This window comes from Nonomuraea sp. NPDC052634 (assembly GCF_040678535.1).
Taxonomy (GTDB): domain Bacteria; phylum Actinomycetota; class Actinomycetes; order Streptosporangiales; family Streptosporangiaceae; genus Nonomuraea; species Nonomuraea fastidiosa.
Genome location: NZ_JBFATY010000022.1, coordinates 1 through 25,336, shown reverse-complemented (window position 1 = coordinate 25,336; position 25,336 = coordinate 1). Strand labels below are relative to the sequence as shown.

The window sequence follows — 25,336 nt, the reverse complement described above, 5'->3', positions numbered from 1 at the left end:
TCTGGATTCCACACACCCACATGATCACTGCGGTGGCCGTCTCACGTCTCAGCCTCGACCAGATCGAGATCTCGAAGTGCGGCTGGAGTATTAGGGAGGTACGTAATGCACCGCAGAATCGCCCTGCTCTCCGCCGCCGCGCTCACCGGCACCTTGCTGGCCGGTGCGCTGCCCGCGGGAGCGGCACAGGCGTCCGGCCCTGAGGGCGGCCCGGGCGCCCGCGGCGCGTCCCCTGGCGAGCCGGCGGGAGTGTCCGGGACCGCGCAGAAGGACCGGGTGGCGTCGAAGACCCCGGCCCAGGCGAAGACCCCGTCGAAGGGGCAGCCGAAGCCCGCCCAGCACGCCGCCGCCGACTCGGCGTCCGAGCGCCGGCAGGTGATGACGTATTGGACGGAGCAGCGCATGGAGTCCGCCAAGCCGCTCGACGCCCCCGACCCCAAGGCGGCGCCCAGCGCGGCCGAGCCTCGCCAGGGCACGGCTTGGACCGCTCCACCCACCCGCGGCACGGCGGGCGGCGGCACGAGCACGCAGGCCGCGAACAGCCCGGGCGCGGCGTGGACCAAGGGCGGCGCGGTCGCGCGCACCACCGGGCGGATCTTCTTCACCACCCAGGGCCGCAACGCCTCCTGCTCCGGCACGGCGGTGACCAGCGCCAACAAGAGCGTGGTGCTGACCGCGGGCCACTGCGTGAAGATGAACGGAACGTTCCACACGAACTGGGTCTTCGTCCCCGGCTACGACAAGGGCAACCGCCCCTTCGGCACCTGGCCGGCCACCCGGCTGCTCACCACCCAGCAGTGGAACACCCGCGAGGACATCAACTTCGACGTGGCCGCCGCCGTGGTCGCGCCGGTCGACGGCAAGACGCTGGTGGACACCGTCGGCGGCCAGGGCGTGGCCTTCAACCAGCCGCGACGCCGGCAGATGTACGCCTTCGGCTACCCGGCGGCGGCCCCGTACGACGGCTCGAAGCTCGTCTACTGCAGCGGGCAGACGTTCGACGACGTCCTGGCCAGCGAGGACCTCGGACTGACGTGCAACATGACCGGCGGCTCAAGCGGCGGCCCCTGGATGCTGAATTTCGACGAATCCACCGGTCTCGGCACGCAGAATTCCGTCAACAGCTTCAAATACAACTTCGCCCCCAACTGGATGTTCGGCCCTTATTTCGGGAGCGAGGCCCAGGCCGTCTATCAAGCGGCACAAAGCACCAACGCAGCCTGATCAATTCACCGAAAGTAGTCACAAGAACACATCTCGTGGTGCACACTCATGGGACATGACCATGAGCACCCCCCTGCTTGCGGCGGCCCCGCTCCTGGCGGGGCTGATCGGCCCCGCCCTCGTCGGTGCGGCACCCGTCCGCCAGCAGGCCGACACCCTGGCCGGAGCCCCGGCCGTCGCTCCCGCGCGCCTTGCGGAGCGCGGTGACATCGTCGAGCACGTGGCCGCCAGAACGCCCGTCGATCAGCGGCGCGTGCTCGCGTACTGGACTCCTGAACGCATGGCCAGGGCGCTGCCGATCGACCTGCTCGATCTCGTCGAGCGCGGCCTGAAGAACGGCGGTCTCCTCAAGAACGGCGGCCTTCTGCAGAGCGACCTCCCGGGCGACCTCCCGGGCGGCCTCACGCAAGGTCTGACGCAAGGTCTCGCGAAAGGTCTCACCGGCGGGCTCGCGGGCGGCGCTCCCAAGGGGACAGCGGGCGGCGCTCCCGAACAGCTCGCGGGCGGCGCTGCCGGCCAGCTCGCGGGCGGCGCGTCCGGCCACCCCACGGACGGCGCGTCCAAAGAGCTCGCGTACGGCAGAGCGGCCGCGCCGAGCGGAAGCGCCGACCTGCCGGCCCCGCGCGAACTCATGGCCGCCGCCCGCCCCCTCGCCCCGGCGGTGCCGGGCAGGCCCGCCAAGCCGGCCACCACCACGTCCGGCTCCCGCTGGATCACCGGCGGCCAGGTGGCGCGGACCACGGGGCGGGTGTTCCTGACCGTCGCGGGCGTCGACTTCGTCTGCTCGGCGAGCACGGTCAAGAGCGCCAACAGGGACGTCGTGGTCACCGCGGGCCACTGCGTCAAGGACGGGACCGGCGAGTGGGCGGCGAACTGGACGTTCGTCCCCGCGTACGGCACGGCGGGCCCGCGCCCGTACGGCCAGTACGCCGCCCGCCGCATGTTCGTCGCCGGCCCGTGGTCGCGCAGCGCCGACGACAACTACGACGTCGGCATGGTCGCCCTGGCCACCTCGCGGGGCCGGCACGTGACCGACGTCGTGGGAGGCCAGGACATCGCGTTCAACACGCCCAGGGGCGGCCAGGCGTTCGGCTTCGGCTACCCGGCCGACCCGCCGTACGACGGCTCGCACCTCGTCTACTGCGCGGGCCGGCTCAAGAGCGACCCGCACGGCCAGACCCGCGACCAGGGGCTCGGCTGCGACATGACGGCCGGGGCGAGCGGCGGCCCGTGGATGACCTCATTCGACACGGCGACGGGCAAGGGCACGATCATGTCGCTGAGCAGCTTCAAGTACAGCGATGACCGGCGCACGATGTACGGCCCGTACTTCGGCGACACGATCAAGGCGCTCTTCCGCACGGCGGAGCGCGCCTGAAGAATGGGCCCCACCGGACGGGCCCCTGAAACGGGCCCCCAGAGACGGGCCCCTAAGACGGGCCCCTAAGACTGGCGGGGTGGCGGGCGCGCTGCGTCACCCCGCCGCACCACTGAGCTCCAGAGCCGGCGGCCCGCCGCACCACTAAGGCGTCAGAGCGTCAGCCCGGTCAGGACCATGACCTTCTCGTACGTCAGGTCCTCCATGGCCGAGTGCAGCCCCTCGCGGCCGACGCCGGAGTCCTTCACCCCGCCGTACGGCATCTGGTCGGCCCGGTACGACGGCACGTCGCCGATGATCACGCCACCCACCTCCAGCTCCCTGTTGGCCCGGAAGGCGGCGTCGAGCGAGCGGGTGAACACGCCGGCCTGCAGCCCGTACTTGGAGTCGTTGACCATCGCGTACGCCTCGTCGATGGAGGCGGCCCGCTGGAGGATCATGACGGGCCCGAAGACCTCCTCGCAGGCGACCTTCGCCTCGCGCGGCACGTCGGCCAGCACGGTCGGCTCGATGGTGGCGCGGTCCCTGCCGCCGCCCGCGAGCAGGGTGGCGCCGGCGTCGAGGGCCTCGCGCACCCACTGCTCGACCCGCTCGGCGGCGGCCTCGGAGACCAGCGGCCCGACCTGGGTCTTCTCGTCGGCGGGGTCGCCGGTGACGAGGGAGTTGACGGCGGGCAGCAGCCGCTCGACGAACGCGTCGTAGACCGGCTCCTCGACGATCACCCGCTGGACGGCGATGCAGCTCTGCCCGGCCTGGTAGTTGGAGTAGAGCGCGATGCGCTGCGCGGCCCAGTCGAGGTCGGCGTCGGCCAGCACGACGGCGGCGGCGTTGCCGCCCAGCTCCAGCGTCACGTGCTTGCGCGGCACCTGGTCGGCGATGGCGTAGCCGACGGGCGCGGAGCCGGTGAACGACACGACGGGCAGCCGGGGGTCGGTCACGAGGGCGGAGGCGCGCGCGTTCTCGATGGGCAGCACCGAGAACATGCCGGCGGGCAGGTCGGTCTCGGCCAGGATCTCGCCGAGCAGCAGCGAGGACAGCGGGGTGGCCGGCGCGGGCTTGACGACGACGGGCGCGCCGACGGCGATGGAGGGGGCGACCTTGTGCGCGACCAGGTTCAGCGGGAAGTTGAACGGGGTGATCGCCAGCACGGGGCCCTTGGGCACGCGGGTGACGTAGGCGAGGCGCCCGTTGGCCGCGGGCTCGGTGTCGAGCCGCTGCACGCCGCCGGACCAGCGGCGGGTCTCCTCGGCGGCGAAGCGGAACGTGGCGATGGCGCGGCTCACCTCGCCGCGCGCCCACATGATGGGCTTTCCGTTCTCGGCGGTGATGAGGTGGGCGATCTCGTCGGCGCGCTCGGCGATGCGGCGCGAGACGTGGGCCAGCGCCTCGGCGCGCACGTGCACGGGCAGCGCGGCGGCCTCCTTCGCGACCGCGTGCGCGGCCGCCACGGCCTCCTCCACCTGGGCGTCGGTCGGCACGGAGTGCCGCCCGACCTCGCGGCCGTCGTGGGGGTTGGTGACAGTGAGCTCGGTCTCCCCGGTCGCGGCGCGGCCGGCCAGCCAGAAGGTACGCACGTCCATACCTCGACGTTATGCCACGGCCGCACGGGGGATTTACACCACGATGCACAAGACTCACACGAGGGCTCACCGTTAAGTACAAGCCCCGTTGTATACCCATGATGTAACAGAAGTAGACCCAATTCGGGATGTTTACCATGCGGAGTGGTTTGAGGGATCTCCGCCATGGCTAAGTCATCGGGTGCGGGTCTCCAGCGCGGTGGGCCCCCGATCAGAAAGGCGTGGGCCCCGTGACCGAACGACGTGAGGTCACAAGGACGCATAGCTCCTTGGCCACTAAGGAGGTCTCATGACCTCGGCGCCTCTCGGACTGCAGGGTGCGTACTCCCAGGGTGAGCGCGCCAGCCATGACGAACTCCGCTCGCGTCTGCTCGACGTGGCGGTCAACCTGCTCCAGAGCGACGGGCCCGACAGCCTGACCATGCGCAGGATCGCCGCCGAGGCCGGCTGCACGACGACCGTCATCTACACGATGTTCGGCAACCGGGAGGGGCTGGCGGAGGCGCTCTATCTGGAGGGGTTCGAGCGGTTCCGCCGGTATCTGGAGGCGGTGCCGCCCCGGCGCAATCCGTATGAGCACCTGACGGCGCTCAGCCCGGCCTACCGGCAGGCGTGCCTGTCCGAGCCCGGCTACTACAGCCTGATGTTCGAGCGGGCGATCCCCGGTTTCGAGCCCAGCGAGCGCGCCAGGACGCTGGCGCGTGCCGCGCTCAACATCCTCGATCGGGTCATCGCCGACTGCATCTCGGCCGGCTACCTGGTGCCGACGCAGCCTCGCAAGATCGCCGACGCGCTGTGGTCGGCCGCTCAGGGCGCGATCAGCCTGGAACGGGCCGGGCACCTGCGCGACGGCCGCACCTACGAGGCGGTGACGAACGCGGTCATCTGCTGCTACCAGGTCGAAAAGCCGGAGTAGCCCGCCGCTTGGCCCGGGGGCGGCCCGCCGCCTCCAGGGCGAGCCACAGCTCCGCGCGTACGCCGGGGTCGTCGAGGTCGCGGCCGAGCAGCTCCGCGACGCGCCTCATGCGGTAGCGCAGCGTGTGGCGGTGCACGCCGAGCCGCTGGGCCGCCGCGTCCCAGTGGCCGTTGCTCTCCAGGTACGCCCGCAGCGACTCCACCAGGTCGGCCCGCGAGCCGTAGGCGTTGAGCGGGGCCAGCACCGCCGTGGAGAACGCGTGGGCGGCGGCCGGGTCGAGCAGCGCGAGCAGCCCCTGCCCCGCGAGCTCGCCGAACTTGACGACCGGCCCGCGCCGCGTGTCGCCGGCCGCCTCCAGGGCCCGCCTGGCCTGGTCGAGCGCGTCGCGCAGCGAGCCGTAGCCGGTGGGCAGGCTCACGCCGACCGGCACCCCCGCGCCCAGCGCCACCTCCTCGGCGTCCTGCTCGGGTACGAGCGCCACGACGTCGGGCACGCCGGTCAGCGCGGCGTAGGCGACCGGCTCCAGCGCGTCCAGCGCCTCGGGTCCCGCCGCGAGCGCCACCACGGGTGCGGCGGGCAGCCGCCCGCCCAGCCGGCCGAGCACCGCCCTGGCCCGCTCCTCCTCCCCCGCGAGCAGCAGTTCGAGCACGGCGGCCCGCAGGCTGCGCTCGGCGGCGCGCTGGGCCCTGCCCTGCTCCATGGAGAGCGTGAGCAGGGAGCCCGCCGCGTTGATCACGGTGTGGGTGACGGGTGAGAAGGCGTGCTCGGCCCCGACGGCGAAGAACCCGCGCGGCCTGCCCCCGCCGCCCAGCGGCTGCACGACGATGTGCTCGCCGGGCGCGGACAGCGCGAGACTGGCCGGCATCCGCGCCTCACCGGCGGCCGGCACGGGCTCGAAGGGACGGCCGCGACGCCGGGACAGCTCGGCCGCGACCGCCTCGGTCCGCGCGCCGGGCGTGGCGTGGCGGACCTCGCCGGACTCGTCGAGCAGCGCGGCCCACCCGCCGACCTCCTTGGCCAGCCGGTCGATGACGGCCTCCACGCCCTCCTGGCGCAGCGCCGCCCGCGTCAGGCGGCCCTGGGCGGCGAAGGCGCGGCTGATCTCCTCGTACTGCTCGGCCGCGAGCAGCTCGCTGACGGCCTTGCCGATGGCGATGAACGGCATCTCGCGCGGCACTTCGAGCAGCGGCAGCCCGGCCGCTTCTGCGGCCTCGACCAGTCCGGGCGGCGTCTCCTCGTGCGAGACCCCGACGCCGAATCCGAGCCCGGCGACCCCGCGCCTGACCAGCCGGGCGACGTAGCCGGACAGGTCGCCCTCCATCCGCAGGCCGGTGGTGAGCAGCAGCTCGCCGCCCTCCAGGTAGGGCGTCGGATCGGACAGCTCGCTGACGGCGACCCAGCGTACGGGCGCGTCGAGCACGCCGGGCCGCGCGGTGCCGGCCAGCGGCTTGAGTTGCATGCGACGCATGACGGTCTGGAGCGTAGGCGGCATGCGAAATTGTCCATTTCGGCTAAGAGGACCACTCCCAGTGTGACATACCGACGTATCGGCGCAGGTGGGAAGCGCCCGTAGCGTCGGTGGCATGAGCATTCCCCAGGAGCGGCGCGTCGTGACCGCCATCCCAGGCCCCAAGTCGCAGGAGTTGCTGGCCCGCAAGCAGGCCGCCGTCCCGCCCGGCGTCGGCACCACGCTGCCGGTGTTCGTGACCCGCGCGGGTGGCGGCGTGGTGCAGGACGCCGACGGGAACTCGCTGATCGACTTCGGCTCCGGCATCGCCGTGACGAACGTGGGCAACTCCGCGCCCAGGGTCGTCGAGCGGGTGCGCAAGCAGGTGGCCGACTTCACCCACACCTGCTTCATGGTCACCCCGTACGAGTCGTACGTGCGGGTGTGCGAGAAGCTCAACGAGCTGACCCCGGGAGAGCACGAGAAGCGCACGTTCCTGGTGAACTCGGGCGCCGAGGCCGTGGAGAACGCGGTCAAGATCGCCCGTCACGCCACGGGCCGGCCCGCCGTCGTGGTGTTCGACCACGGCTACCACGGCCGCACGCTGCTGACGATGACGCTGACGGCCAAGAACATGCCGTACAAGCAGGGCTTCGGGCCGTTCGCGCCGGAGGTCTACCGGGTGCCGCTCGCCTACCCGTACCGGTGGCCGACGGGCCCGGAGAACTGCGCGGAGGAGGCGGCCGCGCAGGCCATCGACGTGATCACCAAGCAGATCGGCGCCCAGAACGTGGCCGCGGTGGTGATCGAGCCGATCGCCGGCGAGGGCGGCTTCATCGTGCCGGCCAGGGGCTTCCTGCCGCGCATCGCGGAGTTCTGCAAGCAGAACGGCATCGTGTTCGTGGCCGACGAGGTGCAGACCGGCTTCGCGCGTACGGGGACGCTCTTCGCCTGCGAGGACGAGGGCATCGTCCCCGACATCATCGCCACGGCCAAGGGCATCGCGGGCGGCCTGCCGCTGGCGGCGGTGACCGGCCGCGCGGAGATCATGGACAAGGTGCACCCGGGCGGGCTCGGCGGCACGTACGGCGGTAACCCGCTGGCCTGCGAGGCCGCGCTGGGCGTGCTGGAGACGATCGAGGCCGAGGACCTGGTGGCCAAGGCCCGGCGGATCGGCGAGATCATGCTGCCCCGCCTGGAGGCGCTCAAGGAGCGCTTCGACCTGATCGGTGACGTGCGCGGCCGGGGTGCGATGATCGCGATCGAGCTGGTCGAGCCGGGCACCAAGGAGCCGAACCCGGCGGCTGTCGCCGAGGTCGTCAAGCGCTGCCACGCCGATGGCCTGCTGGTGCTGACGGCCGGCACGTACGGCAACGTGCTGCGCTTCCTGCCGCCGCTGGTCATCCCCGAGCACCTGCTCGAGGAGGGCCTTGGCATCCTGGAGAAGGCGATCGCCGACCTCTAGACGAAACCCAACGAAACGGGCATCCAGCTTGCGGCTGGATGCCCGTTTTTGTGGTGTAAACGGCGTCGCATGGGTAGAGAATTCACTCTGACTTGACGCTCTGCAGGACGCTCACGGCCTCAGTCAGGGTTATAACGGTTCCGACATGCGGAGAGTCCCATGGCTGGTGGGAGCGTGATGAACTGGGGTTCGACCAGAGCGACGCAGGACATGCTGACCTTCGATCCTGAGGGCCTGACCTGGGCTCAGCGCGACGGCGACGCCTGCGTCGTCTGCCACAAGAGATGGCCGCGCCCGCGTGTGCGGGTGGGCCGCCTGCCCGACGACGCGCCCGTCCTCGCGTGCGCCGACTGCGCCGAGGCCCTCGTGCCCGCGCCCATGGCCACCGTCGTGGCCTTCCCGTCCCGCTGACGCGCGCGGCCATCGCCCGCACGCGCGGCGAGAACGCCCCGGGACAGCGGGGAGGGCCCGGGGCACCTCTGAGCGGGCCGCGCCCGGCCGAGAACAGGGCGAGCCCGCGGCACCTTCCGCTGGGGCAGCGGCCCCATCTACTTCATGAGCTCCTGCCACCGCTTGACCCAGGTGGCGTAGTCCGTGCATTCCCCGTCGTCCGCGCGGCAATCACCGGGCGGGCGCACCGCGAACTTCACACGATCGAGCCGCTTGCCGTCGCCCATCCCGTACGTCCTGCACATCGCCCTGGCCCGCCCCTTGCACGCCTTCTCACTGGCGGGCGCCATGCCCGTCCACGCGGCGGCGTCGCGCTGCGCGTCGGCCGCGGTCACCCAGTTGAGCCACCGGTAGGCGCAGGTGGTGTCGGGCATGGACGAGGTGAGCATCCAGGAGTCGAGCCACCCGGTCGTCGTGCGCGTCTTGATGGTCTCGACCGGCACCCCGGCCTTCTGCAGGAGCGTCCGGTAGTAGGGGGTGACCTGGGCGTAGTCGAGCGCCCCCGTGGCGAACCCCTTGATCAGGTCGATCGGGTTGCGCCAGTAGGTGCGGTCCTTGTTGCGGTCGAGCAGCGCCGTCGCCTTGTCCAGGTCGGCCTCGCTCAGCTCGTACGGGTCCTTCGCCCCCTCGGCCAGCGCGGCGGCGGCGATCGTCAGCGGGCTGTCCCTGAGCGCCGACCGCGTCGAGGAGAACACGTCGTCGAGCCCTCCCCCGGCGTTGCGGTCGCGGACGAACTCGTCGTACGCCCACAGGTACGGCACCCCGTAGACCTTGCCGGAGACGGTGGTCATGTCGCGGAACCGCTTGTCGAGGTCGTTGTAGCCGCTCACCTTGGCCGGGTCGATGGGCTGCGCCTGCCCGCGCTGGATCAGGTCGGCGGCCAGCGCGGGACCGGCCGTGACGAGGTCGTAGGGCCGGTCGCCGACCCGGGCGGCCAGCTCTTCCGCGGTCTGCGCGATGTCGAGCCTGGCGATGCGGCAGCCGGTCTCCCGCTCGAACGAGCCCACCCAGTTGACCCGGGAGCTGACGCCGCCGTACTCGGCGTAGCCGCGGTAGGTGAGGATCTGCAGCGTGCCGTCGAGCTGGGTGGCGCTCGGCGTGGGCGTGGGGGTGGCGCTGCTCGTGGCGGTGGGGGTGGGCTTGGGCCGTACGGCCTGCTGCCCTGAGGCCGTACCTGCCGTGACGCCCGTGGAGGCCGTCGCGCCCACGCCCGCGACCAGCGCCGTCACGGCGAGCGCCAGGGCATAAGTACGACGACCGTTCACGATGTCCCCCCTTGTCGTCCCCCCTCATCCGTCGTGCTGGAGCTTACCGGGGAGGCGGGCGGGAGGACGCGCCGTTCCTCCCGCCGGTGAGCGCCGCTTACCCGTTCGTGGGGAAGCCCAGGTTCACGCCGCCGTGCGAGGGGTCGAGCCAGCGGGAGGTGACGACCTTGCCGCGGGTGTAGAAGTGCACGCCCTCGGTGCCGTGGACGTGGGTGTCGCCGAACAGCGACGCCTTCCAGCCGCCGAAGCTGTAGAAGGCCATGGGCACCGGGATCGGCACGTTGATGCCGATCATGCCCACCTCGACCTCGTTCTGGAAGCGCCGGGCCGCGCCGCCGTCGTTGGTGAAGATGGCGGTGCCGTTGCCGTATTGGCCGCTGTTGATGACCTTCAGGCCCTCCTCGTACGACGAGACGCGCACGATCGACAGCACCGGGCCGAAGATCTCGTCGGTGTGCACGCGCGACCCGACGGGCACGTGGTCGAGCACGGTCGGCCCGAGCCAGAAGCCGGGCGTCTCGGCCGCCTTGCCGCCGCCGAGCACGGGCGTCTCGCGGCCGTCCACGACCAGCTTGGCGCCCTCCTGGACGCCGAGGTCGAGGTAGGAGACCACCTTGTCGCGGTGCGGCCCGGTGACCAGCGGCCCCATGTCGGACTTGGGGTCGTCGCCGGGGCCGACCACGAGCCTGCCCACGCGTTCGACGATCTTCTCGACCAGCTCGTCGCCGATCGGCTCGACGGCCAGCACCACGGAGATCGCCATGCAGCGCTCCCCCGCCGAGCCGAACCCGGCGGATACCGCCGAGTCGGCCACCAGGTCGAGATCGGCGTCCGGCAGCACCAGCATGTGGTTCTTGGCGCCGCCGAGCGCCTGGACGCGCTTGCCGTGCGCGGTGCCGGTCTCGTAGACGTACTTGGCGATCGGGGTGGAGCCGACGAACGACACCGCGCGCACGTCGGGGTGTTCGAGCAGCCGGTCCACGCTCACCTTGTCGCCCTGCACGACGTTGAACACGCCGTCGGGCAGGCCGGCCTCCTGCCACAGCCGCGCCATGAGCAGCGAGGCCGACGGGTCGCGCTCCGACGGCTTGAGCACGAACGCGTTGCCGCAGGCGATCGCGATGGGGAACATCCACATCGGCACCATGGCGGGGAAGTTGAACGGCGTGATGCCGGCCACCACGCCCAGCGGCTGGCGGATCGAGTAGGAGTCGACCCGGGTCGAGACGCCCTCGGAGAAGCCGCCCTTGAGCAGGTGCGGGATGCCGCAGGCGAACTCCACGACCTCCAGGCCGCGGGCCACCTCGCCGAGCGCGTCGGAGTGCACCTTGCCGTGCTCGGAGGAGATGAGGGCGGCGAGCTCGTCGCGGTGGGCGTTCATCAGCTCGCGGAAGCGGAACAGCACCTGCGTGCGCTTGGTGAGCGAGGCGTCCCGCCAGGCGGGGAAGGCCGCCGCGGCGGCGGCGACGGCGGCGTCCACGTCGGCGACGGAGGCCAGCGCGACGTGGCCGCTCACCTCGCCGGTGGCGGGGTTGAAGATCTCGGCGGTACGCGTGTCGTCGCCCTCGACGAGTGCCCCGCCGATCCAGTGCTTGACGTGCTTGGTCTCTGCCATCACCGGTCCTTCGCCTCCGCGTCGATGGTCTCCAGGGCGGTGACGATGATGCCCAGGCCCTCGGTGGCCTCGTCCACGGTGAGGGTGAGCGGCGGCGCCATGCGGATGGCGGTGCCGTACAGGCCGCCCTTGCCGGCCAGCAGGCCCGCCTGCTTGGTCAGCTCCATGAAGCGGCCCGCCTGCTCGGGGCTCTCCAGCTCGACGGCGAACATCAGTCCCTTGCCGCGCACCTCCTTGACCACCGTCAGGCGCTCGGCGGCGGCCTTCAGGCCGCTCATGATGATCTCGCCGGTGCGCGCCGCGTTGGCCTGGAGGTCGTGGTCGAGCACGTAGTCGAGGGTGGCGTTGGCGGCGGCCATGGCGATGGGGTTGCCGCCGAAGGTGGACAGGCCCACCGCGTGGGGGGCGTCCATGAGGTCGCCGCGCGCCACGACGCCGCCCACCGCGAACCCGTTGCCGAGCCCCTTGGCGAACGTCATCATGTCGGGCGTCACCCCGTGGTTGCCGATGCCCCAGAACGAGCTGCCGGTCCGGCCCCAGCCGGTCTGCACCTCGTCGGAGATGAACAGGATGCCCTGCTCGTCCAGCACCTCCTTGTAGGCGGCGAACAGCCCGTCGGGCGCCATCGTGAAGCCGCCCACGCCCTGGATCGGCTCGGCGATCAGCGCGGCCACGTCGTTGGAGACGGAGGTGGCGAGGACGTGGCGCAGGTCGTCGACGCACGCCTTGATGTAGTCGGCGTCCGACAGGCCCCTGAACTGGGCCAGGTGCCTGTCGGTGCCGTGCAGGAAGTGCACGTTGAGCGGGGAGAGCGAGTTGTTCTTCCACGACCGGTTGGAGGTCACGCTGATCGCGCCGAAGCTGCGCCCGTGGTAGCTCTGCCGCATGGCGAGCACCTGGTCGCTCTTGCGCGCGTACGTGGCGAGCAGCAGCGCGGTCTCGTTGGCCTCGGTGCCGGAGTTGGTGAAGAACACCTTGGCGTTCGGGATGCCGGACAGCCTCGCGATCTTCTCGGCCAGCTCGATCTGCCCGCGCAGCAGGTAGACCGTACTGGTGTGGACGACCCCGGTGGCGAGCTGGCGTTCGACGGCCTCACGTACCTCGGGGACGTCATAGCCGATCATGTTGGTCAGGATGCCGGCGAAGAAGTCGAGGTAGCTCTTGCCGTTCGCGTCGGTGACGCGGTTGCCCTTGCCACTGACGATCTCGATGGGATCGTTGTAGTTGAGTGCCAGCCAGTTGGGCATCACTGCCCGATGGCGCGCGAGTAGGTCCGACATGTTGTCGAGTATCCCTTTCCGTTCCGGTGCCCTCCTACGTGCAACGTGTCGCCTAGCCGAGAAAATGCCTTACACCATGCAAACCCGCTGCCGTCAGACCGCGCTGCTCTCCTGGGCGGGCTCGGGAGCCGTCGCCTGCGGCGCCGGGCGCAGCACGCTGACCGCGAGCACGGCGGCGGCCACGCAGAACGCGGCGCCCACCCACGAGCCGAGGTGCATGGCGGAGGTGAACGCCTCGTTGGCGATGCCCGCGAACCCGGCGCTGTGCGCGCCGCCGATCGACTCCCTGGCGACCGCGGGCAGGTCGGCGGGCATCTCGGAGGTGTAGCGCCCGGCCAGCACGCTGCCCAGGACCGCGATGCTGAGCGCCATGCCGACCTGCTGCACGGTGTCGTTGAGCGCGGAGCCGACCCCGGCGTGCTGGACGGGGATGGCGCCCATGAGCGAGGAGTACGCCGACGGTCCCGCCAGTCCGCCGCCGATGCCCATGATCACCAGGCCGGTGAGCAGCGGCAGGTAGCCGGTGGTCAGCGCCATCACCACGAAGCCGCCGGCCATCAGCATCAGGCCGAGGCCGACGAGCGCCCGGTTGCTCAGCCGCTGCCCGAGCCCGGCGCCCACGCCGTTGAAGATCGCGGCGGCGACGGCATACGGCAGCATGGCCAGCCCGGCCTGCATCTCGCCGTAGCCCAGCACGAACTGCAGGTACTGGGTCAGCATGAGCATCACGGCGCCGGCGCCGAAGGACATGAGCAGGATCGAGAACGACGCGCCGCTGAAGTTGCGGCTGGCGAACAGGTGCAGCGGCAGCATCGGCTCGTCCCGCCTGCGCTCCCAGATGACGAACGCGGTCAGCGCGATCACCGCTGTCACGATGACCGGGATGTTCCATTCCCGCTCGATGATCACGTAGACGGCGGCGGTCAGGCCGACGATCGACAGCACCACGCCGACCGGGTCGATCCTGCGGGCGGGGCTGCGGCTCTCGGGCATCAGGACGACGGCGGCCACGATGGCGACCGCCGCCACCGGCACGTTCAGCAGGAAGATCGAGCCCCACCAGTAGTTCTCCAGCAGCAGGCCGCCCAGGGTGGGCCCCGACACCATGCCGACCAGGGCCACGGCACTCCAGGCGGCCATCGCCTTGCGCCGCTCGGCCTCGTCGAAGACCGTCATCAGGATCGACAGCGTGGACGGCATGACGAGCGAGCCGCCGACGCCCATGAGGAAGCGGGCGACGATGAGCTGCCAGGGCTCGGTGACGATCACGGCGAGCAGGGACGCGCCGCCGAAGAACACCAGGCCGATGATCAGCATGCGGCGGCGGCCGTACTTGTCGGACAGGCTGCCCGCGGTGATCAGCAGGCCGGCGAAGGCCAGCACGTACGCGTCGAGGATCCACTGGATGTCCGACGGCGTCGCGCCCATCTCCTGGTTGAGGGACGGGATGGCCAGGTTGAGGACGGTGTTGTCGATGACCAGGACGAGCAGTGCCAGGCAGAGCGCGCCGAGAATCCACCAGCGGCGCGGGTCTCGTACAGTGTTCGAGTTCACTCGCACACTGTACGACAGTACTCGCACAGTGTGCGAGTGGATTTATCCTTAGGCCATGAGCAGCAAGCCGTTCTCCTCCGTCTGGCTCCGCGAGCCCCGCAAGAGCGCCGCCGCCCCGGGGCGCAGCAGGGAGGAGATCGTGGCCGCCGCCGTCGAGCTGCTCGACCAGGAGGGCCTGAGCGGCCTGAGCATGCGCAAGCTCGGCGCCCGGCTGGGCGCCGGTGCCACGAGCCTCTACTGGTACGTCGCCAACAAGGACGAGCTGCTCGAACTCGCCTACGACCAGGTGTGGGGCGAGATCATCGTGCCCGACCCCGACGACGTGGGCTGGCGTGACGCCGTCTCCGCGCTGGCCTACGGCATGCGCGCGACGATCCTGCGCCACCCGTGGTCGGCCGACCTGATCGGCCGCCTGCCCGCGCTCGGGCCCAACTCGATGCGGGTCGGCGACCGCATCCGCCGCATCTTCAAGGCCGCCGGCTTCCAGGGCCTGGACATCGACTTCTGCGGCTCCACGCTCACCGCGTACGTGTTCGGCATGACGATCCCCGAGATCGCCTGGAGGACCAGCATGGGCGACAAGGACATCGGGCAGATGCGCGACACCGTGCGCGAGGCCGCCGCAGCGCACCCCGAGATGCTGGAGGGCGTCGACACGCTCGCCGACGGCGATCCCGACACCGTGCGCCGGTTGTCGTTCGACTTCGGGCTCGTGTCGTTGCTCGACGGTCTTGAGCGGCGGCGTGCCTCGTAGCAGTATCCCGGCATGAGCGATTTCCGTGCCGCCCGCGACTTCCTTCTCGCCGCCGACCCCGAAACCGCAAGGCGCGACTTCCGCTGGCCGAGACCGGCCGAGTTCAACTGGGCGCTCGACTGGTTCGACGGGGTGCTGGCCGCCGAGACCCCCGAGACCATCGCTCTCAAGATCGTCGGCGAGAGCAGCGCCGTCTACACCTTCGCCGAGCTGTCGGCCCGCTCCAACCAGGTCGCCAACTGGCTGCACGAGCAGGGCGTGCGCAGGGGCGACCGGATCCTGCTCATGCTCGGCAACCAGGCCGAGCTGTGGGAGGCGCTGCTCGCCGCGATGAAGCTGGGCGCGGTCATCATCCCGGCCACCACGCTGCTCACCGCCAAGGACGTCGCCGAACGCATCAGGCGCGGCGGGGTGTCCCACGTCATCGCGAACGCCGCCGACGCGGGCAAGTTCGAGGCCGGCGAGTACACGAAGATCGCCGTGGGCGACGCGTTCGGCTGGCTGCCGTACCACGAGGCGTACGAGGCGAGCACGAGCTTCACCCCCGACGCGCCCACCAAGGCGGGCGACACGCTGCTGCTCTACTTCACCTCCGGCACCACCTCACAGCCGAAGCTGGTCGAGCACACCCACGCCTCCTACCCCGCCGGCCACCTGTCCACGATGTACTGGATCGGCATCAAGCCGGGCGACGTGCACCTCAACGTCTCCTCGCCGGGCTGGGCCAAGCACGCCTGGAGCAACGTCTTCGCCCCCTGGAACGCCGGCGCGACCGTGCTCATCCACGACTACCGCCGTTTCTCCGCACCCGCGCTGCTCGAAGTGCTGCGCGACGAGCGGGTGACCACGTTCTGCGCGCCGCCGACGGTGTGGCGGATGCTCATCCAGGAGGACCTCGCCGCCTGGAAGCTGCCGCTGCGCACGGCCGTGGCCGCGGGCGAGCCGCTCAACCCCGAGATCATCGACCAGGTCGCCAAGGCGTGGGGCATCACGATCAGGGACGGCTACGGCCAGACGGAGACCACGGCGCAGATCGGCAACGCCCCGGGCGAGCAGGTCAAGCCGGGCTCCATGGGGCGGCCGCTGCCCGGCTACGAGGTCGTGCTGCTCGATCCGGTCACCGGTGAGCCGGGCGACGACGGGGAGATCTGCCTGCCGCTGGACGACCGCCGCCCTCTCGGCCTCATGTCCGGATATGTCGGCGGATCGGGTGATGCGATGCGCGGCGGCTACTACCACACCGGCGACGTCGCCACCCGCGACGCGGACGGCTACATCACGTACGTGGGCAGGACCGACGACGTCTTCAAGGCGTCCGACTACCGCATCTCACCCTTCGAGCTGGAGAGCGTGCTGCTGGAGCACCCGGCCGTGGCCGAGGCCGCCGTGGTGCCCGCCCCCGACCCGGTGCGCCTGGCGGTGCCGAAGGCGTTCATCCTGCTGGCCCCCGGCTACGAGCCCTCCGAGGAGACCGCCAGGTCGATCTTCGAGCACTCCCGCAGGGAGCTGGCGCCGTACAAGCGGGTGCGGCGGCTGGAGTTCGACGACCTGCCGAAGACGATCTCCGGCAAGATCCGCCGCGTCGAGCTGCGCGTACGCGAACCTCGCCGGGAATATCGCGAAGAAGACCTCAACCCATGACAAGGGCGACAAAGTGTCATGTGCCCCGTGGGCGTTCTTACAAGATGATCGGCTAGGCTCTGCCCCGTGCTCCCCACCATCGCCGACGTGCTCGCCCTGGAGACCGTGCGCCGGGGCAACCCGCGCGTAGTCGCCGGCGCCGACCGCCTCGACACCAAGGTGCGGTGGGTGCACGTCGGCGAGATCGCCGACATCGCTCATCTCCTACGCGGCGGCGAGCTCGTTCTCACCACGGGCGTCGCCCTGCCCGAGGACCCCGAGAAGCTCGCCGACTACATCGGCGAGCTTTCCTCTGTCGGGGCCTCCGGGCTGGTCGTGGAGCTGGGCCGCAGGTTCGTCCGCGAGCTGCCGCGCGCGGTGATCAAGGCGGCGGAGGAGCACGGGCTGCCGGTCATCGTGCTCACCAGGGAGACGCCGTTCGTGCAGATCACCGAATCGGTCCACTCCCGGATCATCGACATCCAGCTCGAGGAGCTGCGTGCCTCCGAGCAGCTGCACGAGGTCTTCACCGAGCTGTCGGTCGAAGGCGCGTCGCCCGCCGAGGTGCTGGCGCAGGTGGCCCGGCTGTCCGGCCGTCCCGTGCTGCTGGAGAACCTCGCGCACCAGGTGCTCGCCTGCGAGGCCGCCGGCCGCGACGCCGGCGAGCTGCTGGCCGGGTGGGAGACCAGGTCGCGGGCGGTCGCGCCGGCCGAGCGCACCGCCTACGATCCGGCCTCCGGCTGGCTGGTCACCACGGTCGGCGCGCGCGGACAGGACTGGGGGCGGCTCATCCTGCTCTGCGACAGCAAGCCCTCGCCGCGCGACATGGTGCTCGCCGAGCGCGCCGCCACCACGCTCGCCCTCGGCCGCCTGCTGGAGCGCCACCAGGAGTCGCTCGAACGCCAGGCGCACGGCACGATCATCACCGGCATCCTCACCCACGCCTACGCCGACCCCGACGAGGCCGCCGCCCGCGCCCGCGCGGTGGGCGTGCCGCTCACCGGGCGCCGGCTGATCAGCGTGGTCATCCGGCCCACCGAGCACATCGACCAGGCGCTCGACGGACAGGCGCGGCTCGGCGAGCTGGCCGAATGCACCGCCGCCGCCTGCCGCGACGCCCGCCTGCCCGCCCTGGTGGGCGCGCTCGACCAGGACCGCGTCGGCGTGCTGCTGCCTCTTCCGCCGCGCACCCAGGCCGAGCCGGCGCTGACCGCGCTGGCCGAGCGGCTGCGCGGGCTGTGTCCGGGCGCCGCGTTCGTGCTGGCGGCCGGCTCTGTCGTCGAGTCCATCAAGGACGTACGCCGCAGCTTCCTCGAAGCCGAGCAGGTCGCCGAGGTGGCGGTCCGCCAGCCCGACGGGCGCCCCTACTACCGCCTGCCCGACCTGCGCCTGCGCGGCCTGCTCCACCTGCTGCGCGACGACGCGCGGCTGCAGACGTTCGCCGAGCGCGAGCTGGGCCCGCTGCTCGCCCACGACGCGCAGCGCGGCGGCGACCTGACCCGCATCCTGCGCATCTACCTCGACTGCGGGCGCAACAAGGCGGTCGCCGCCCAGAAGGCCCACCTGTCCAGGCCCGCCTTCTACGACCGGCTTCGCCGCCTGGAACGCATCCTCGACACCGACCTCGACGACGTCGAGTCCTGCCTGTCGCTGCACGTGGCGCTGCTGGCCCTGGAGTCGTTCCGCCGAGAGGCCCGCTGACGCGCTTGCCGGGTGGCCCGCTCTGGATGGACGGCCCGCCGACGGCGGCGAGCCCGAGGGGGACGAACCGTCGGTGGGCCGATCCGGGCGGTGCCTTCAGAAGCCCATGGCCTGGCGCACCTCCTCCAGCGTCCGCACCGCGCGCTCGCGCGCCCGCTCGTTGCCCTCGGCCAGGATCCGGCGCACGTCACCTTCGTCCAGCTCGGCCCGGCGCTTCCTGATCGGCCGCAGGAACTCGTTGACCGCCTCCGTGGTCACCCGCTTGAGCTCGGCCGCGCCGCGGTCGCCGATCTCCTCGGCCAGCTCGCGCGGCGAGCGGCCCAGGCACAGCCCGGCCAGCGTGAGCAGGTTGGCCACCTCGGGGCGGCGCTCTTCGTCGAAGGTGATGTGCCGGTCGGAGTCCGTACGGGCCTTGCGGATGAGAGCGGCGGTCTCGTCCTCGGTGGCCGACAGGGCGATGGCGTTGCCCCTGCTCTTGCTCATCTTGCCGCCGTCGAGCCCCTTGAGCAGCGGCTGCTCGCCCATCAGGGCCTGCGGGAGCGGGAACACCGGGCCGTAGCGCTCGTTGAAGCGCCGCGCCACCAGCCGCGTCACCTCCACGTGCGGGAGCTGGTCCTTGCCCACCGGCACCAGCGTGCCCTTACAGAACAGGATGTCGGCCGCCTGGTGCACCGGATAGGTGAACATCAGCCCGCTCACCGCGCGCTGCGAGCTGTGCGCGATCTCGTCCTTCACCGTGGGGTTGCGCTGCAGCTCCGCCACCGAGACCAGGCTCAGGAAGGGCAGCAGGAGCTGGTTCAGCTCGGGGATCGCGCTGTGCTGGAAGATCACCGCCCGCGCGGGGTCGATGCCGACGGCGAGGTAGTCCAGCACCAGCTCCGTGGTGTTGCGCCGGATCTCACCGGGGGTGTCGCGGTCGGTGATCACCTGGTAGTCGGCGACCAGCACGTACATGGGATATCGGCCCTGCAGCTCGACCCGGTTGGCCAGGGAGCCGAAGTAGTGGCCGAGGTGGAGCGGCCCTGTCGGGCGGTCACCGGTCAGAACGACGTCGTTCATGATCTCTCTCCTGGGTCTCGATGCCGTCCCGGAGAGGACCTGCGTGGTGGCGGGCCGTCTCTGGGACGGCCCCCGCATGGCGAATCAGCGGCCGTCTCTCGGCCGCCACCACATGCGGAAACAAGTCATGTACGCAGGATATCGGAGGTCGGTGTGGATCTCGTAATTTTCCTGAGCCAATTGGCGTGTTCGCCTGCCTTGCGGGGTTTGATCTCGCCAGTATGGTGCGGTCCCTTGTACCGCCCTCTGGAGAGTTCATGTCTCGACGCACCCTCGCAGGCGGCCTCGCTTTAGCCGTCGCGATCACCCTCACGGCGCTGCCCGCCAACGCGGAACAGCGCACGGTACGGTTCCCGTCGGCGAAGTTCCCGCTGGGCGCGCGGCCCGTACCGACCAAGACGGTGACCGCCGTGGCCAAGGGCATCGATCTGTACGACGTCCAGGCAGGCAAGGCCACCGACGGATACACGCTGACCGTCCTGATGCCCAGCGGACGCGACTACGGCATGCAGCACACGGCCGAGGCCGTGGCCGCCGAGGTCGAAGCCGCCGGTGAGACGCCCAGCGTGCAGGAGGTCGTCAGGCCGAGCGTCGCCGACGCGCCCTCGCAGACCGTCTACATGGTGCGCGTCGGCATGTGGCCGCTGAAAGACAAGAAGAAGGCCGAGAAGGCCGCCAAGAAGCTGAAGGAGGCCGGGCTCAAGGTCAAGGTCGACTACCTCGGCGACGACGGGCTGCAGACCACCGGCCCGTGGAGCGCCAAGGTCGTCATGATCGACTCCCGGGTGTTCCGCGGCTCGTACGCCGCCTCGCTCGGCAGGAGCGTCGCCAAGCGCGAGACCGTCTCGTCCATGGTCAAGGCGAGCAAGGCCCTCGTCGGCGTCAACGGCGGCTTCTTCAACATCCACACCGCCAAGGCGCTGCGCGGCGAGCCGGTCGGCGCGTCCGTGGTCGGCGGCAAGCTGCTGAGCGAGGCCGTTCCCGGCCGCTCGGCGGTCGTGCTCAAGGGCCGTACCGCGAAGATCACCGAGCTGCGGACCGACGTCACCGCCATCTCCCAGGACGGCTCCAAGGTCAAGGTCAACGGCGTGAACCGGGCTCCCGCCACCGACGAGCTGATCCTCTACACCGAGGAGTGGGGCGCCAAGACCCCCACCGGCGGCACCGACGCGGTCATCGACGCGAACGGCAAGGTCATCGGCCTGCGCGCCTCCGGTGCCGCCGTCGCCGCAGGGACGCGCGTGCTGCACGCCAACGGCCTGGCCGCCGACTGGGTCAACGAGCACGCCTGGGAGAACTGGACCGTCAAGATAGTCACGCAGGTCGTGGACCTGCGTACCAGGCGGCCGCTCAAGCTCACCCCCGACCTGCACGTCATCGCCGGCGGCGTCGGCCTGGTCCGCAACGGCAAGGTGAAGATCACCGCCAAGCGCGACGGCCACGACTCGGTCAACATGATCCTGCGCCGCCACCCGCGCACCCTCCTCGGCACGACCCGCAACGGCAGCCTCATCCTCGCCACCATCGACGGCCGCCGGCCCGGCGAGAGCGTCGGCGCGAACTTCCATGAGGCCGCCCAGTTCATGCGCTGGCTCGGCGCCACCCAGGCGATCAACCTGGACGGCGGCGGCTCGACGGCCATGGTGGTCGGCAAGAAGGTGGTCAACCGTCCGTCGGACGGCCGGGAACGCGCGGTCGGCGACGCCCTCCTGGTCCTGCCCGAGTGACTGTTGCCGCAAGGGACCCGCACGGCTAGTCCTGCCCGAGCGACTGTTGCCGCAAGGGACCCGCACGGCTAGTCCTGCCCGAGCGACTGTTGCCGCAAGGACCCGCACCACCGCGTGCGGGTCCCTTTGTGCGTCCTCCGGTCAGTCCTCGTCCGGGTGGACGAGCAGCGCGAAGGTGCGAGCGTAGGAGAAACCGCGCTCCGGGCGCGGCCAGTCGAGCTCGGCCAGCGCTCGCGAGGCCGCCTCGTGCCCGACCCCGCCGACGCGGACCTCCGCGACCTCCGAGCCCTCGCCGCCGCCGAAGACCAGCTTGACGCCCACCAGGAGCTCGCGGTCGAACGTGCCCTTGAGCACCGGCGCCAGGTGAGGCAGCAGCGGGTGCTGGACGGCCCACATCTGGACGGCGTCGTGCTCATCACCGACGCCCCAGCCGTTGATGCCGCCGTGGATGACATGCCAGCCGGGCAGCCCGCCGGGGTCGCCGGGGGCGAAGTGGACGGCGTGGGAGCCGTCCTGGACGAGGAGTTCGAGCACGGCGCTGCCGGTCGTGCCCAGCCACATGCGCACGGCCTGGTCGGCGACCTGCTCAGGGGTGGAGCCGTAGCCGGTCACGCAGTCGGAGATCGTGGTCTCGTGCGGCCGGTTGACGTTGAGCACGAAGTCGAGGTCCAGGTGGGAAGGGTGGCCGGTGTGGTCGGCCCCGAGCACGACCGCGAGCGTGCCCGGCCCCTTGGCCATGCCGTCACGCACCTCCCAAGGCGCGCCCATCGCGGCGCTGAGCTGGTCGGCGACCAGGCCGAGCACCATGTCGTCCGCCGGTCGTCCACCGTCCATGCCCTGTCCCTCCGATCGGGTCCGTTTGATCGGCAGCCAGGCTAGCGGCCATCGCCTTATTCCGCATTTGCACCAATCGACTGTGATGACCGGTATGTGGCGGTATGAACGGCATCTCCACCAACGCCGAGCCGCGCTTCGCCCGCTTCTTCGCCTGTGTGGGCTCGACCGTTCTTCGCCTGTGCGGGCAAGTCCGGCACCGCTACCGGCCCCGTTCGTCTCAGTGACCTGAGGAGGCCGCCACTGGGCCGTTCGACGTCGAGGCGGCTGGGCGCTAAGCCCGTTCCGTCCAGTACGCGAGCTGCTCCCTCGTCGACCGCGTCGCCGGATGGTCGGGACCGAGCACGCGTTCCCTGATCGGCAGCAGCGCCGCGTACTGATCGCGCGCCGCAGCGGGATCGCCCGCCCGCCCAATCCAGTAGGCCAGGTTGGCGCGGGCGGTGAGCGTGTCGGGGTGCTCGGACCCGGAGACCCGCTCGCGTACCGGGAGCAAGGCCGCGTACTGATCGCGCGCCGCCACTGGATCGCCCAGCTCACCCGTCCACCGGGCCAGCTCGTGCCGGACGGTCAACGTGTCAGGATGCTCGGCACCCGACACCCGCTCCCGAACCACCAGCAACCCCGCATACATGTCCCTGGCCGCCACCACATCCCCCAACTCACCCGTCCACCGCGCCAACTCATGCCGCACCGTCAACGTATCGGGATGCTCGGCACCCGACACCCGCTGCCGGATCGCCAGCAGGTTCGCGTACTGCCGCCGGGCCGCCGCCGCGTCACCCAGCTCGCCGGTCCAGCGGGCCAGCTCGTGGCGGGCGGTCAGCGTGGACGGATGCTCCGGGCCCAGCCGTCCCGCGAGCGCCTCGCCGATCTCCTCGTACAGCGCCCGGGCCGTCCGGTAGTCGCCGCTGGCCCCCAGGTACTGCGCCGTCTTGCCGGTCCCGGCCGACATCGGCGTGAGCACGGTCAGGATGTGCGGCAGCAGCTCGGCGTACCGTGGCCAGCCGGCGGGGTCGGCCGGGTCATCGGGCAGCACCGACTCCAGGAGCATGGCGGCCACGTCCCGCCACCGCTGCTGCTCCTGCGGCGGCAACCGGTCAAGGGTGACGGCCTGCACCAGCCGGTGCACCGACGCCATGCCGTCCGCCGGGTGGCTGATCAGGCTGTGCCCGCGCAGCGCGCTCACCGCCGCGTTCACGGCCAGCGGGTCGCTCGGCAGCTCCTGCAACGCCATCACCGCACTCAGCCAGGGCCGCAGCTCGCGTACCCGCCGCAGCCGCCTGCCCGGCAGCCGCCCGTACGCACGCTGCCGCCGCACATCGGCCGCGAGCACCTCGCGCGGCGCCCGTCCGTCCAGCGGCGACAGCAGCAGCTGGTACGGGATCGGCTCGTGCGAGCAGCAGGACAGCACCCGCAGCAGCGCGATCGCCTGCGGGCTGGTCCGCGCCAGGTTGTCGAACGACAGCTGCCACGTCGTCGTGATCCGCTCCCGATAGCCCCACGGCTGCCCCTGGCCCAGCAGCTCGGCCCGCTGGTCGTGCAGCAGCTCCAGGTACTCGGCAGGGCGCAGCCCCGTCTCCGCCATGAACGCCGCCGCCTGCTCCAGCGCCAGCGGCAGCGCGCCCAGCTCCACCGCCACCGCCGCGGCGCTCACCGCGTCCTCCTGCCCTGACCGCGCCAGCACCAGGTCCACCGCCGGATCCGGATCCAGCACCGGCAACTCCAGCCCCTGCTCCGGCGGCCAGCTTCCCGACCTGCTGGTGACCAGCACATGCCCCGGTCCCGCCGGTGGCAGGAAGCGCCGCACCGTGTCCGCGTCGGGCGCGTTGTCGAAGATGAGCAGCCAGGGTTCGGGACTCGCCGCCAGCGCCGCGTGCACCTGATCCACCGGGTCGGCCGGGTCCTCCGTCTCCCGCACCCCGAGCAGCGCCGCCAGCCGGGCGAACGCCACCGACAGCACCGCCGCGTCCGTGGCCGGCAGTTGCCAGACGAGCCGGTAGTCGTTCTGGTGGCGGTGGGCGTACTCGACGGCCACGCTCGTCTTGCCGACGCCGCCCAGCCCGTAGATCACCACCACGCACGGCCGCCCCGGCCCTCGCCGCAACCGCCGCCCGACCTCGGCCACCACCTCCTCCCTGCCCAGCAGCAGGGGCGTCCGGGGTGCGAGCTGCACCGGCCGCGTCGGCACCTGCGGCCGAGGCTCCACCCGTACGTCGCCCGCGACGTCCACCCGCCCCACGTTCACGGCGGTCGCCCCGTCCCCCGTCAGCGCCACGCCAGGATTGTCCCCTTCGACAGATATGGAACGTTCCACGGCGCTGGATGAATCGGCTGTCTCGTCACGCACCCCTCTCGACGCCCGTACGACCACCATCGTCACCACCATCAACCCCACACCCCCGACGGCGATGCTGAGCAAGCTGTCCATTTCGTCCAGCACCCCGAGCAGGTTGCCGGGCGTCCCGAACATCCCGGCGACGATGTCCACAACCCCCGCGAGCACGAGCGTGCACGCAACCGGTGCGACCGTCCACGCAAGGACGCGCATCCACCGGCGCCGCCGCCTCACCTGCGCCGATACCCGGTCCGAAGAGCGAGAAGGAGTCACACACCCAGAGTGACCGGGCCGCGTGCCCCCCGCCACCGGAAGTCCACCATGCCCGAAAAGCGCCCCCAGCCCCCACCCCGAACCACCGCCCTTGAGTCCCGGCCATCAGGACCACCCAAGCCCCCAACCCGCCAAAGCGCCCACAAGCCCCGCCGCACCCCACCCCACAGGCCCGAGCGGCGCAACCCAGCCCTCGCCGCCACACAGCCGAAGCACCTCACTCGTAGAGAGCAGGCCGTCCACACCGCACAGAGCCTCGAACGCCAGCCGAGCCCGACCGCCCGGAACCCCCACACCACCAACCCGGCTTCCGAACAGCCTCGCGCGACACAAGCCGCCCCAGAGCAGCCTCATGGGGCTCCGATTCACCCGCCCGAAGCGCCCGCCATCAGCCCCCACGCCCGCCCGCGACAAAGGGCTCCTCAGCCACGACCCCGGCCACCAAACTCCTGCCACACCGCCCCGGCCCCAAGGTCCTGCCACACGACCCGTTCACTGATCTCCTGCCGCGCAGAACGGGTCAGCCGCCCGGAGCACACCCCAAGCAGCGCCGGCAACCCAATAACCCCGACCCACCCACCACCAGCCCAAAAACCCGAGACACACAAAACAAACCCCCACCACACACCCCACACAAAAACCAGCACACACAAAAAAGCCCAGGCATACAAAAGAGGGGCCCCAACACCCAAAACAAGTGTCAGAACCCCACCCCCAACACACACAAAAAAGAGGGGCCTTGGTATCCGAAACCAGATACCAAAACCCCTCTCATCAAAGATTGTCCGGCGGTGACCTACTCTCCCACACCCTCCCGAGTGCAGTACCATCGGCGCTGAGAAGCTTAACTTCCGGGTTC

The 25,336-nt window shown here is 71.1% G+C and carries 18 protein-coding genes; 9 read left to right on the top strand and 9 right to left on the bottom strand.

What is annotated here, in order from left to right:
* Nucleotides 1–105: 105 nt before the first annotated feature.
* Both AB0K67_RS40235 and AB0K67_RS40230 read left to right on the top strand, forming a co-directional pair.
* Nucleotides 106–1,224 (top strand): peptidase, encoded by a 1,119-nt coding sequence (locus AB0K67_RS40235; protein WP_364070850.1) that lies wholly within the window; start codon nt 106–108, stop codon nt 1,222–1,224.
* 55 nt (nt 1,225–1,279) lie between these two features.
* Nucleotides 1,280–2,602: a hypothetical protein gene (locus AB0K67_RS40230; protein WP_364070848.1), complete on the top strand. Its 1,323-nt coding sequence runs from the start codon at nt 1,280–1,282 to the stop codon at nt 2,600–2,602.
* 152 nt (nt 2,603–2,754) lie between these two features.
* Here AB0K67_RS40230 and AB0K67_RS40225 read toward each other — a convergent pair whose 3' ends face one another.
* Nucleotides 2,755–4,182 carry an aldehyde dehydrogenase family protein gene (locus AB0K67_RS40225; protein ID WP_364070845.1) on the bottom strand — a complete coding sequence of 476 codons (1,428 nt, stop codon included), beginning with the start codon at nt 4,180–4,182 and terminating at the stop codon, nt 2,755–2,757.
* A gap of 289 nt (nt 4,183–4,471) precedes the next feature.
* Here AB0K67_RS40225 and AB0K67_RS40220 point away from each other — a divergent pair, with 289 nt between their 5' ends.
* Nucleotides 4,472–5,098, top strand: coding sequence for a TetR/AcrR family transcriptional regulator (locus tag AB0K67_RS40220; protein ID WP_364070842.1), 627 nt, complete (start codon nt 4,472–4,474; stop codon nt 5,096–5,098).
* On the opposite strand, the gene AB0K67_RS40215 is transcribed toward AB0K67_RS40220, so the two are convergent.
* Nucleotides 5,064–6,566 (bottom strand): PucR family transcriptional regulator, encoded by a 1,503-nt coding sequence (locus AB0K67_RS40215; protein ID WP_364070839.1) that lies wholly within the window; start codon nt 6,564–6,566, stop codon nt 5,064–5,066. The two genes, AB0K67_RS40220 and AB0K67_RS40215, sit on opposite strands and share 35 nt — an antisense overlap.
* A 115-nt stretch (nt 6,567–6,681) precedes the next feature.
* Between AB0K67_RS40215 and gabT the strand changes: the two genes are divergently transcribed.
* Complete coding sequence (gabT, locus tag AB0K67_RS40210; protein WP_364070836.1) at nt 6,682–8,010, top strand: 4-aminobutyrate--2-oxoglutarate transaminase; 1,329 nt, start codon at nt 6,682–6,684, stop codon at nt 8,008–8,010.
* Between the two features lie 159 nt (nt 8,011–8,169).
* Nucleotides 8,170–8,421, top strand: a complete 252-nt coding sequence (locus AB0K67_RS40205) for a hypothetical protein (protein ID WP_364070835.1) — start codon at nt 8,170–8,172, stop codon at nt 8,419–8,421.
* Nucleotides 8,422–8,558: 137 nt separating this feature from the next.
* Here the strand turns inward: AB0K67_RS40205 and AB0K67_RS40200 are convergent, their stop codons facing one another.
* The 4 genes from AB0K67_RS40200 to AB0K67_RS40185 all read right to left on the bottom strand — a co-directional run bounded on the left by AB0K67_RS40200 (nt 8,559) and on the right by AB0K67_RS40185 (nt 14,174).
* Nucleotides 8,559–9,725 (bottom strand): extracellular solute-binding protein, encoded by a 1,167-nt coding sequence (locus AB0K67_RS40200; protein ID WP_364070832.1) that lies wholly within the window; start codon nt 9,723–9,725, stop codon nt 8,559–8,561.
* Between the two features lie 97 nt (nt 9,726–9,822).
* Complete coding sequence (locus tag AB0K67_RS40195; RefSeq protein ID WP_364070830.1) at nt 9,823–11,340, bottom strand: CoA-acylating methylmalonate-semialdehyde dehydrogenase; 1,518 nt, start codon at nt 11,338–11,340, stop codon at nt 9,823–9,825.
* Complete coding sequence (locus AB0K67_RS40190; RefSeq protein WP_364070827.1) at nt 11,340–12,620, bottom strand: aspartate aminotransferase family protein; 1,281 nt, start codon at nt 12,618–12,620, stop codon at nt 11,340–11,342. The genes AB0K67_RS40195 and AB0K67_RS40190 overlap by 1 nt, the downstream gene beginning before the upstream one ends.
* Before the next feature lie 93 nt (nt 12,621–12,713).
* The gene (locus tag AB0K67_RS40185) at nt 12,714–14,174 is read right to left on the bottom strand and encodes an MFS transporter (protein WP_364070824.1); all 1,461 of its coding nucleotides are present in this window, start codon (nt 14,172–14,174) and stop codon (nt 12,714–12,716) included.
* A 55-nt stretch (nt 14,175–14,229) separates the two neighbouring features.
* Here AB0K67_RS40185 and AB0K67_RS40180 point away from each other — a divergent pair, with 55 nt between their 5' ends.
* The 3 genes from AB0K67_RS40180 to AB0K67_RS40170 all read left to right on the top strand — a co-directional run bounded on the left by AB0K67_RS40180 (nt 14,230) and on the right by AB0K67_RS40170 (nt 18,249).
* Nucleotides 14,230–14,928 (top strand): TetR/AcrR family transcriptional regulator C-terminal domain-containing protein, encoded by a 699-nt coding sequence (locus AB0K67_RS40180; protein WP_364070821.1) that lies wholly within the window; start codon nt 14,230–14,232, stop codon nt 14,926–14,928.
* A gap of 12 nt (nt 14,929–14,940) precedes the next feature.
* Complete coding sequence (locus AB0K67_RS40175) at nt 14,941–16,569, top strand: AMP-binding protein (RefSeq protein ID WP_364070819.1); 1,629 nt, start codon at nt 14,941–14,943, stop codon at nt 16,567–16,569.
* A 66-nt stretch (nt 16,570–16,635) separates the two neighbouring features.
* A complete protein-coding gene (locus AB0K67_RS40170; RefSeq protein ID WP_364070816.1) occupies nt 16,636–18,249 on the top strand; it encodes a PucR family transcriptional regulator ligand-binding domain-containing protein in 1,614 nt (537 codons plus the stop codon).
* A 96-nt stretch (nt 18,250–18,345) separates the two neighbouring features.
* Here AB0K67_RS40170 and trpS read toward each other — a convergent pair whose 3' ends face one another.
* The gene (trpS, locus tag AB0K67_RS40165) at nt 18,346–19,308 is read right to left on the bottom strand and encodes a tryptophan--tRNA ligase (protein ID WP_364070813.1); all 963 of its coding nucleotides are present in this window, start codon (nt 19,306–19,308) and stop codon (nt 18,346–18,348) included.
* Between the two features lie 257 nt (nt 19,309–19,565).
* Here trpS and AB0K67_RS40160 point away from each other — a divergent pair, with 257 nt between their 5' ends.
* Nucleotides 19,566–21,035 carry a phosphodiester glycosidase family protein gene (locus AB0K67_RS40160; protein WP_364070810.1) on the top strand — a complete coding sequence of 490 codons (1,470 nt, stop codon included), beginning with the start codon at nt 19,566–19,568 and terminating at the stop codon, nt 21,033–21,035.
* A 141-nt stretch (nt 21,036–21,176) separates the two neighbouring features.
* Here AB0K67_RS40160 and AB0K67_RS40155 read toward each other — a convergent pair whose 3' ends face one another.
* Together AB0K67_RS40155 and AB0K67_RS40150 are read right to left on the bottom strand one after the other, a co-directional pair.
* Nucleotides 21,177–21,869 (bottom strand): DUF6348 family protein, encoded by a 693-nt coding sequence (locus tag AB0K67_RS40155; RefSeq protein WP_364070807.1) that lies wholly within the window; start codon nt 21,867–21,869, stop codon nt 21,177–21,179.
* A gap of 274 nt (nt 21,870–22,143) precedes the next feature.
* Entirely contained in the window at nt 22,144–24,417 is a 2,274-nt protein-coding gene (locus AB0K67_RS40150) for a tetratricopeptide repeat protein (protein ID WP_364070804.1), read from the bottom strand.
* Nucleotides 24,418–25,336: the final 919 nt, after the last annotated feature.

Bases quoted from the DNA above. Each gene is read 5' to 3' on its own strand.
- AB0K67_RS40230 (WP_364070848.1), top strand. From the start codon at position 1,280: ATGACCATGAGCACCCCCCTGCTTGCGGCGGCCCCGCTCCTGGCGGGG.
- AB0K67_RS40215 (WP_364070839.1), bottom strand. From the start codon at position 6,566: ATGCGTCGCATGCAACTCAAGCCGCTGGCCGGCACCGCGCGGCCCGGC.
- AB0K67_RS40155 (WP_364070807.1), bottom strand. From the start codon at position 21,869: ATGGACGGTGGACGACCGGCGGACGACATGGTGCTCGGCCTGGTCGCC.
- AB0K67_RS40160 (WP_364070810.1), top strand. From the start codon at position 19,566: ATGTCTCGACGCACCCTCGCAGGCGGCCTCGCTTTAGCCGTCGCGATC.
- AB0K67_RS40195 (WP_364070830.1), bottom strand. From the start codon at position 11,340: ATGGCAGAGACCAAGCACGTCAAGCACTGGATCGGCGGGGCACTCGTC.
- AB0K67_RS40150 (WP_364070804.1), bottom strand. From the start codon at position 24,417: ATGCGCGTCCTTGCGTGGACGGTCGCACCGGTTGCGTGCACGCTCGTG.
- AB0K67_RS40190 (WP_364070827.1), bottom strand. From the start codon at position 12,620: ATGTCGGACCTACTCGCGCGCCATCGGGCAGTGATGCCCAACTGGCTG.
- AB0K67_RS40175 (WP_364070819.1), top strand. From the start codon at position 14,941: ATGAGCGATTTCCGTGCCGCCCGCGACTTCCTTCTCGCCGCCGACCCC.
- AB0K67_RS40180 (WP_364070821.1), top strand. From the start codon at position 14,230: ATGAGCAGCAAGCCGTTCTCCTCCGTCTGGCTCCGCGAGCCCCGCAAG.
- trpS (WP_364070813.1), bottom strand. From the start codon at position 19,308: ATGAACGACGTCGTTCTGACCGGTGACCGCCCGACAGGGCCGCTCCAC.
- gabT (WP_364070836.1), top strand. From the start codon at position 6,682: ATGAGCATTCCCCAGGAGCGGCGCGTCGTGACCGCCATCCCAGGCCCC.
- AB0K67_RS40235 (WP_364070850.1), top strand. From the start codon at position 106: ATGCACCGCAGAATCGCCCTGCTCTCCGCCGCCGCGCTCACCGGCACC.
- AB0K67_RS40205 (WP_364070835.1), top strand. From the start codon at position 8,170: ATGGCTGGTGGGAGCGTGATGAACTGGGGTTCGACCAGAGCGACGCAG.
- AB0K67_RS40225 (WP_364070845.1), bottom strand. From the start codon at position 4,182: ATGGACGTGCGTACCTTCTGGCTGGCCGGCCGCGCCGCGACCGGGGAG.
- AB0K67_RS40220 (WP_364070842.1), top strand. From the start codon at position 4,472: ATGACCTCGGCGCCTCTCGGACTGCAGGGTGCGTACTCCCAGGGTGAG.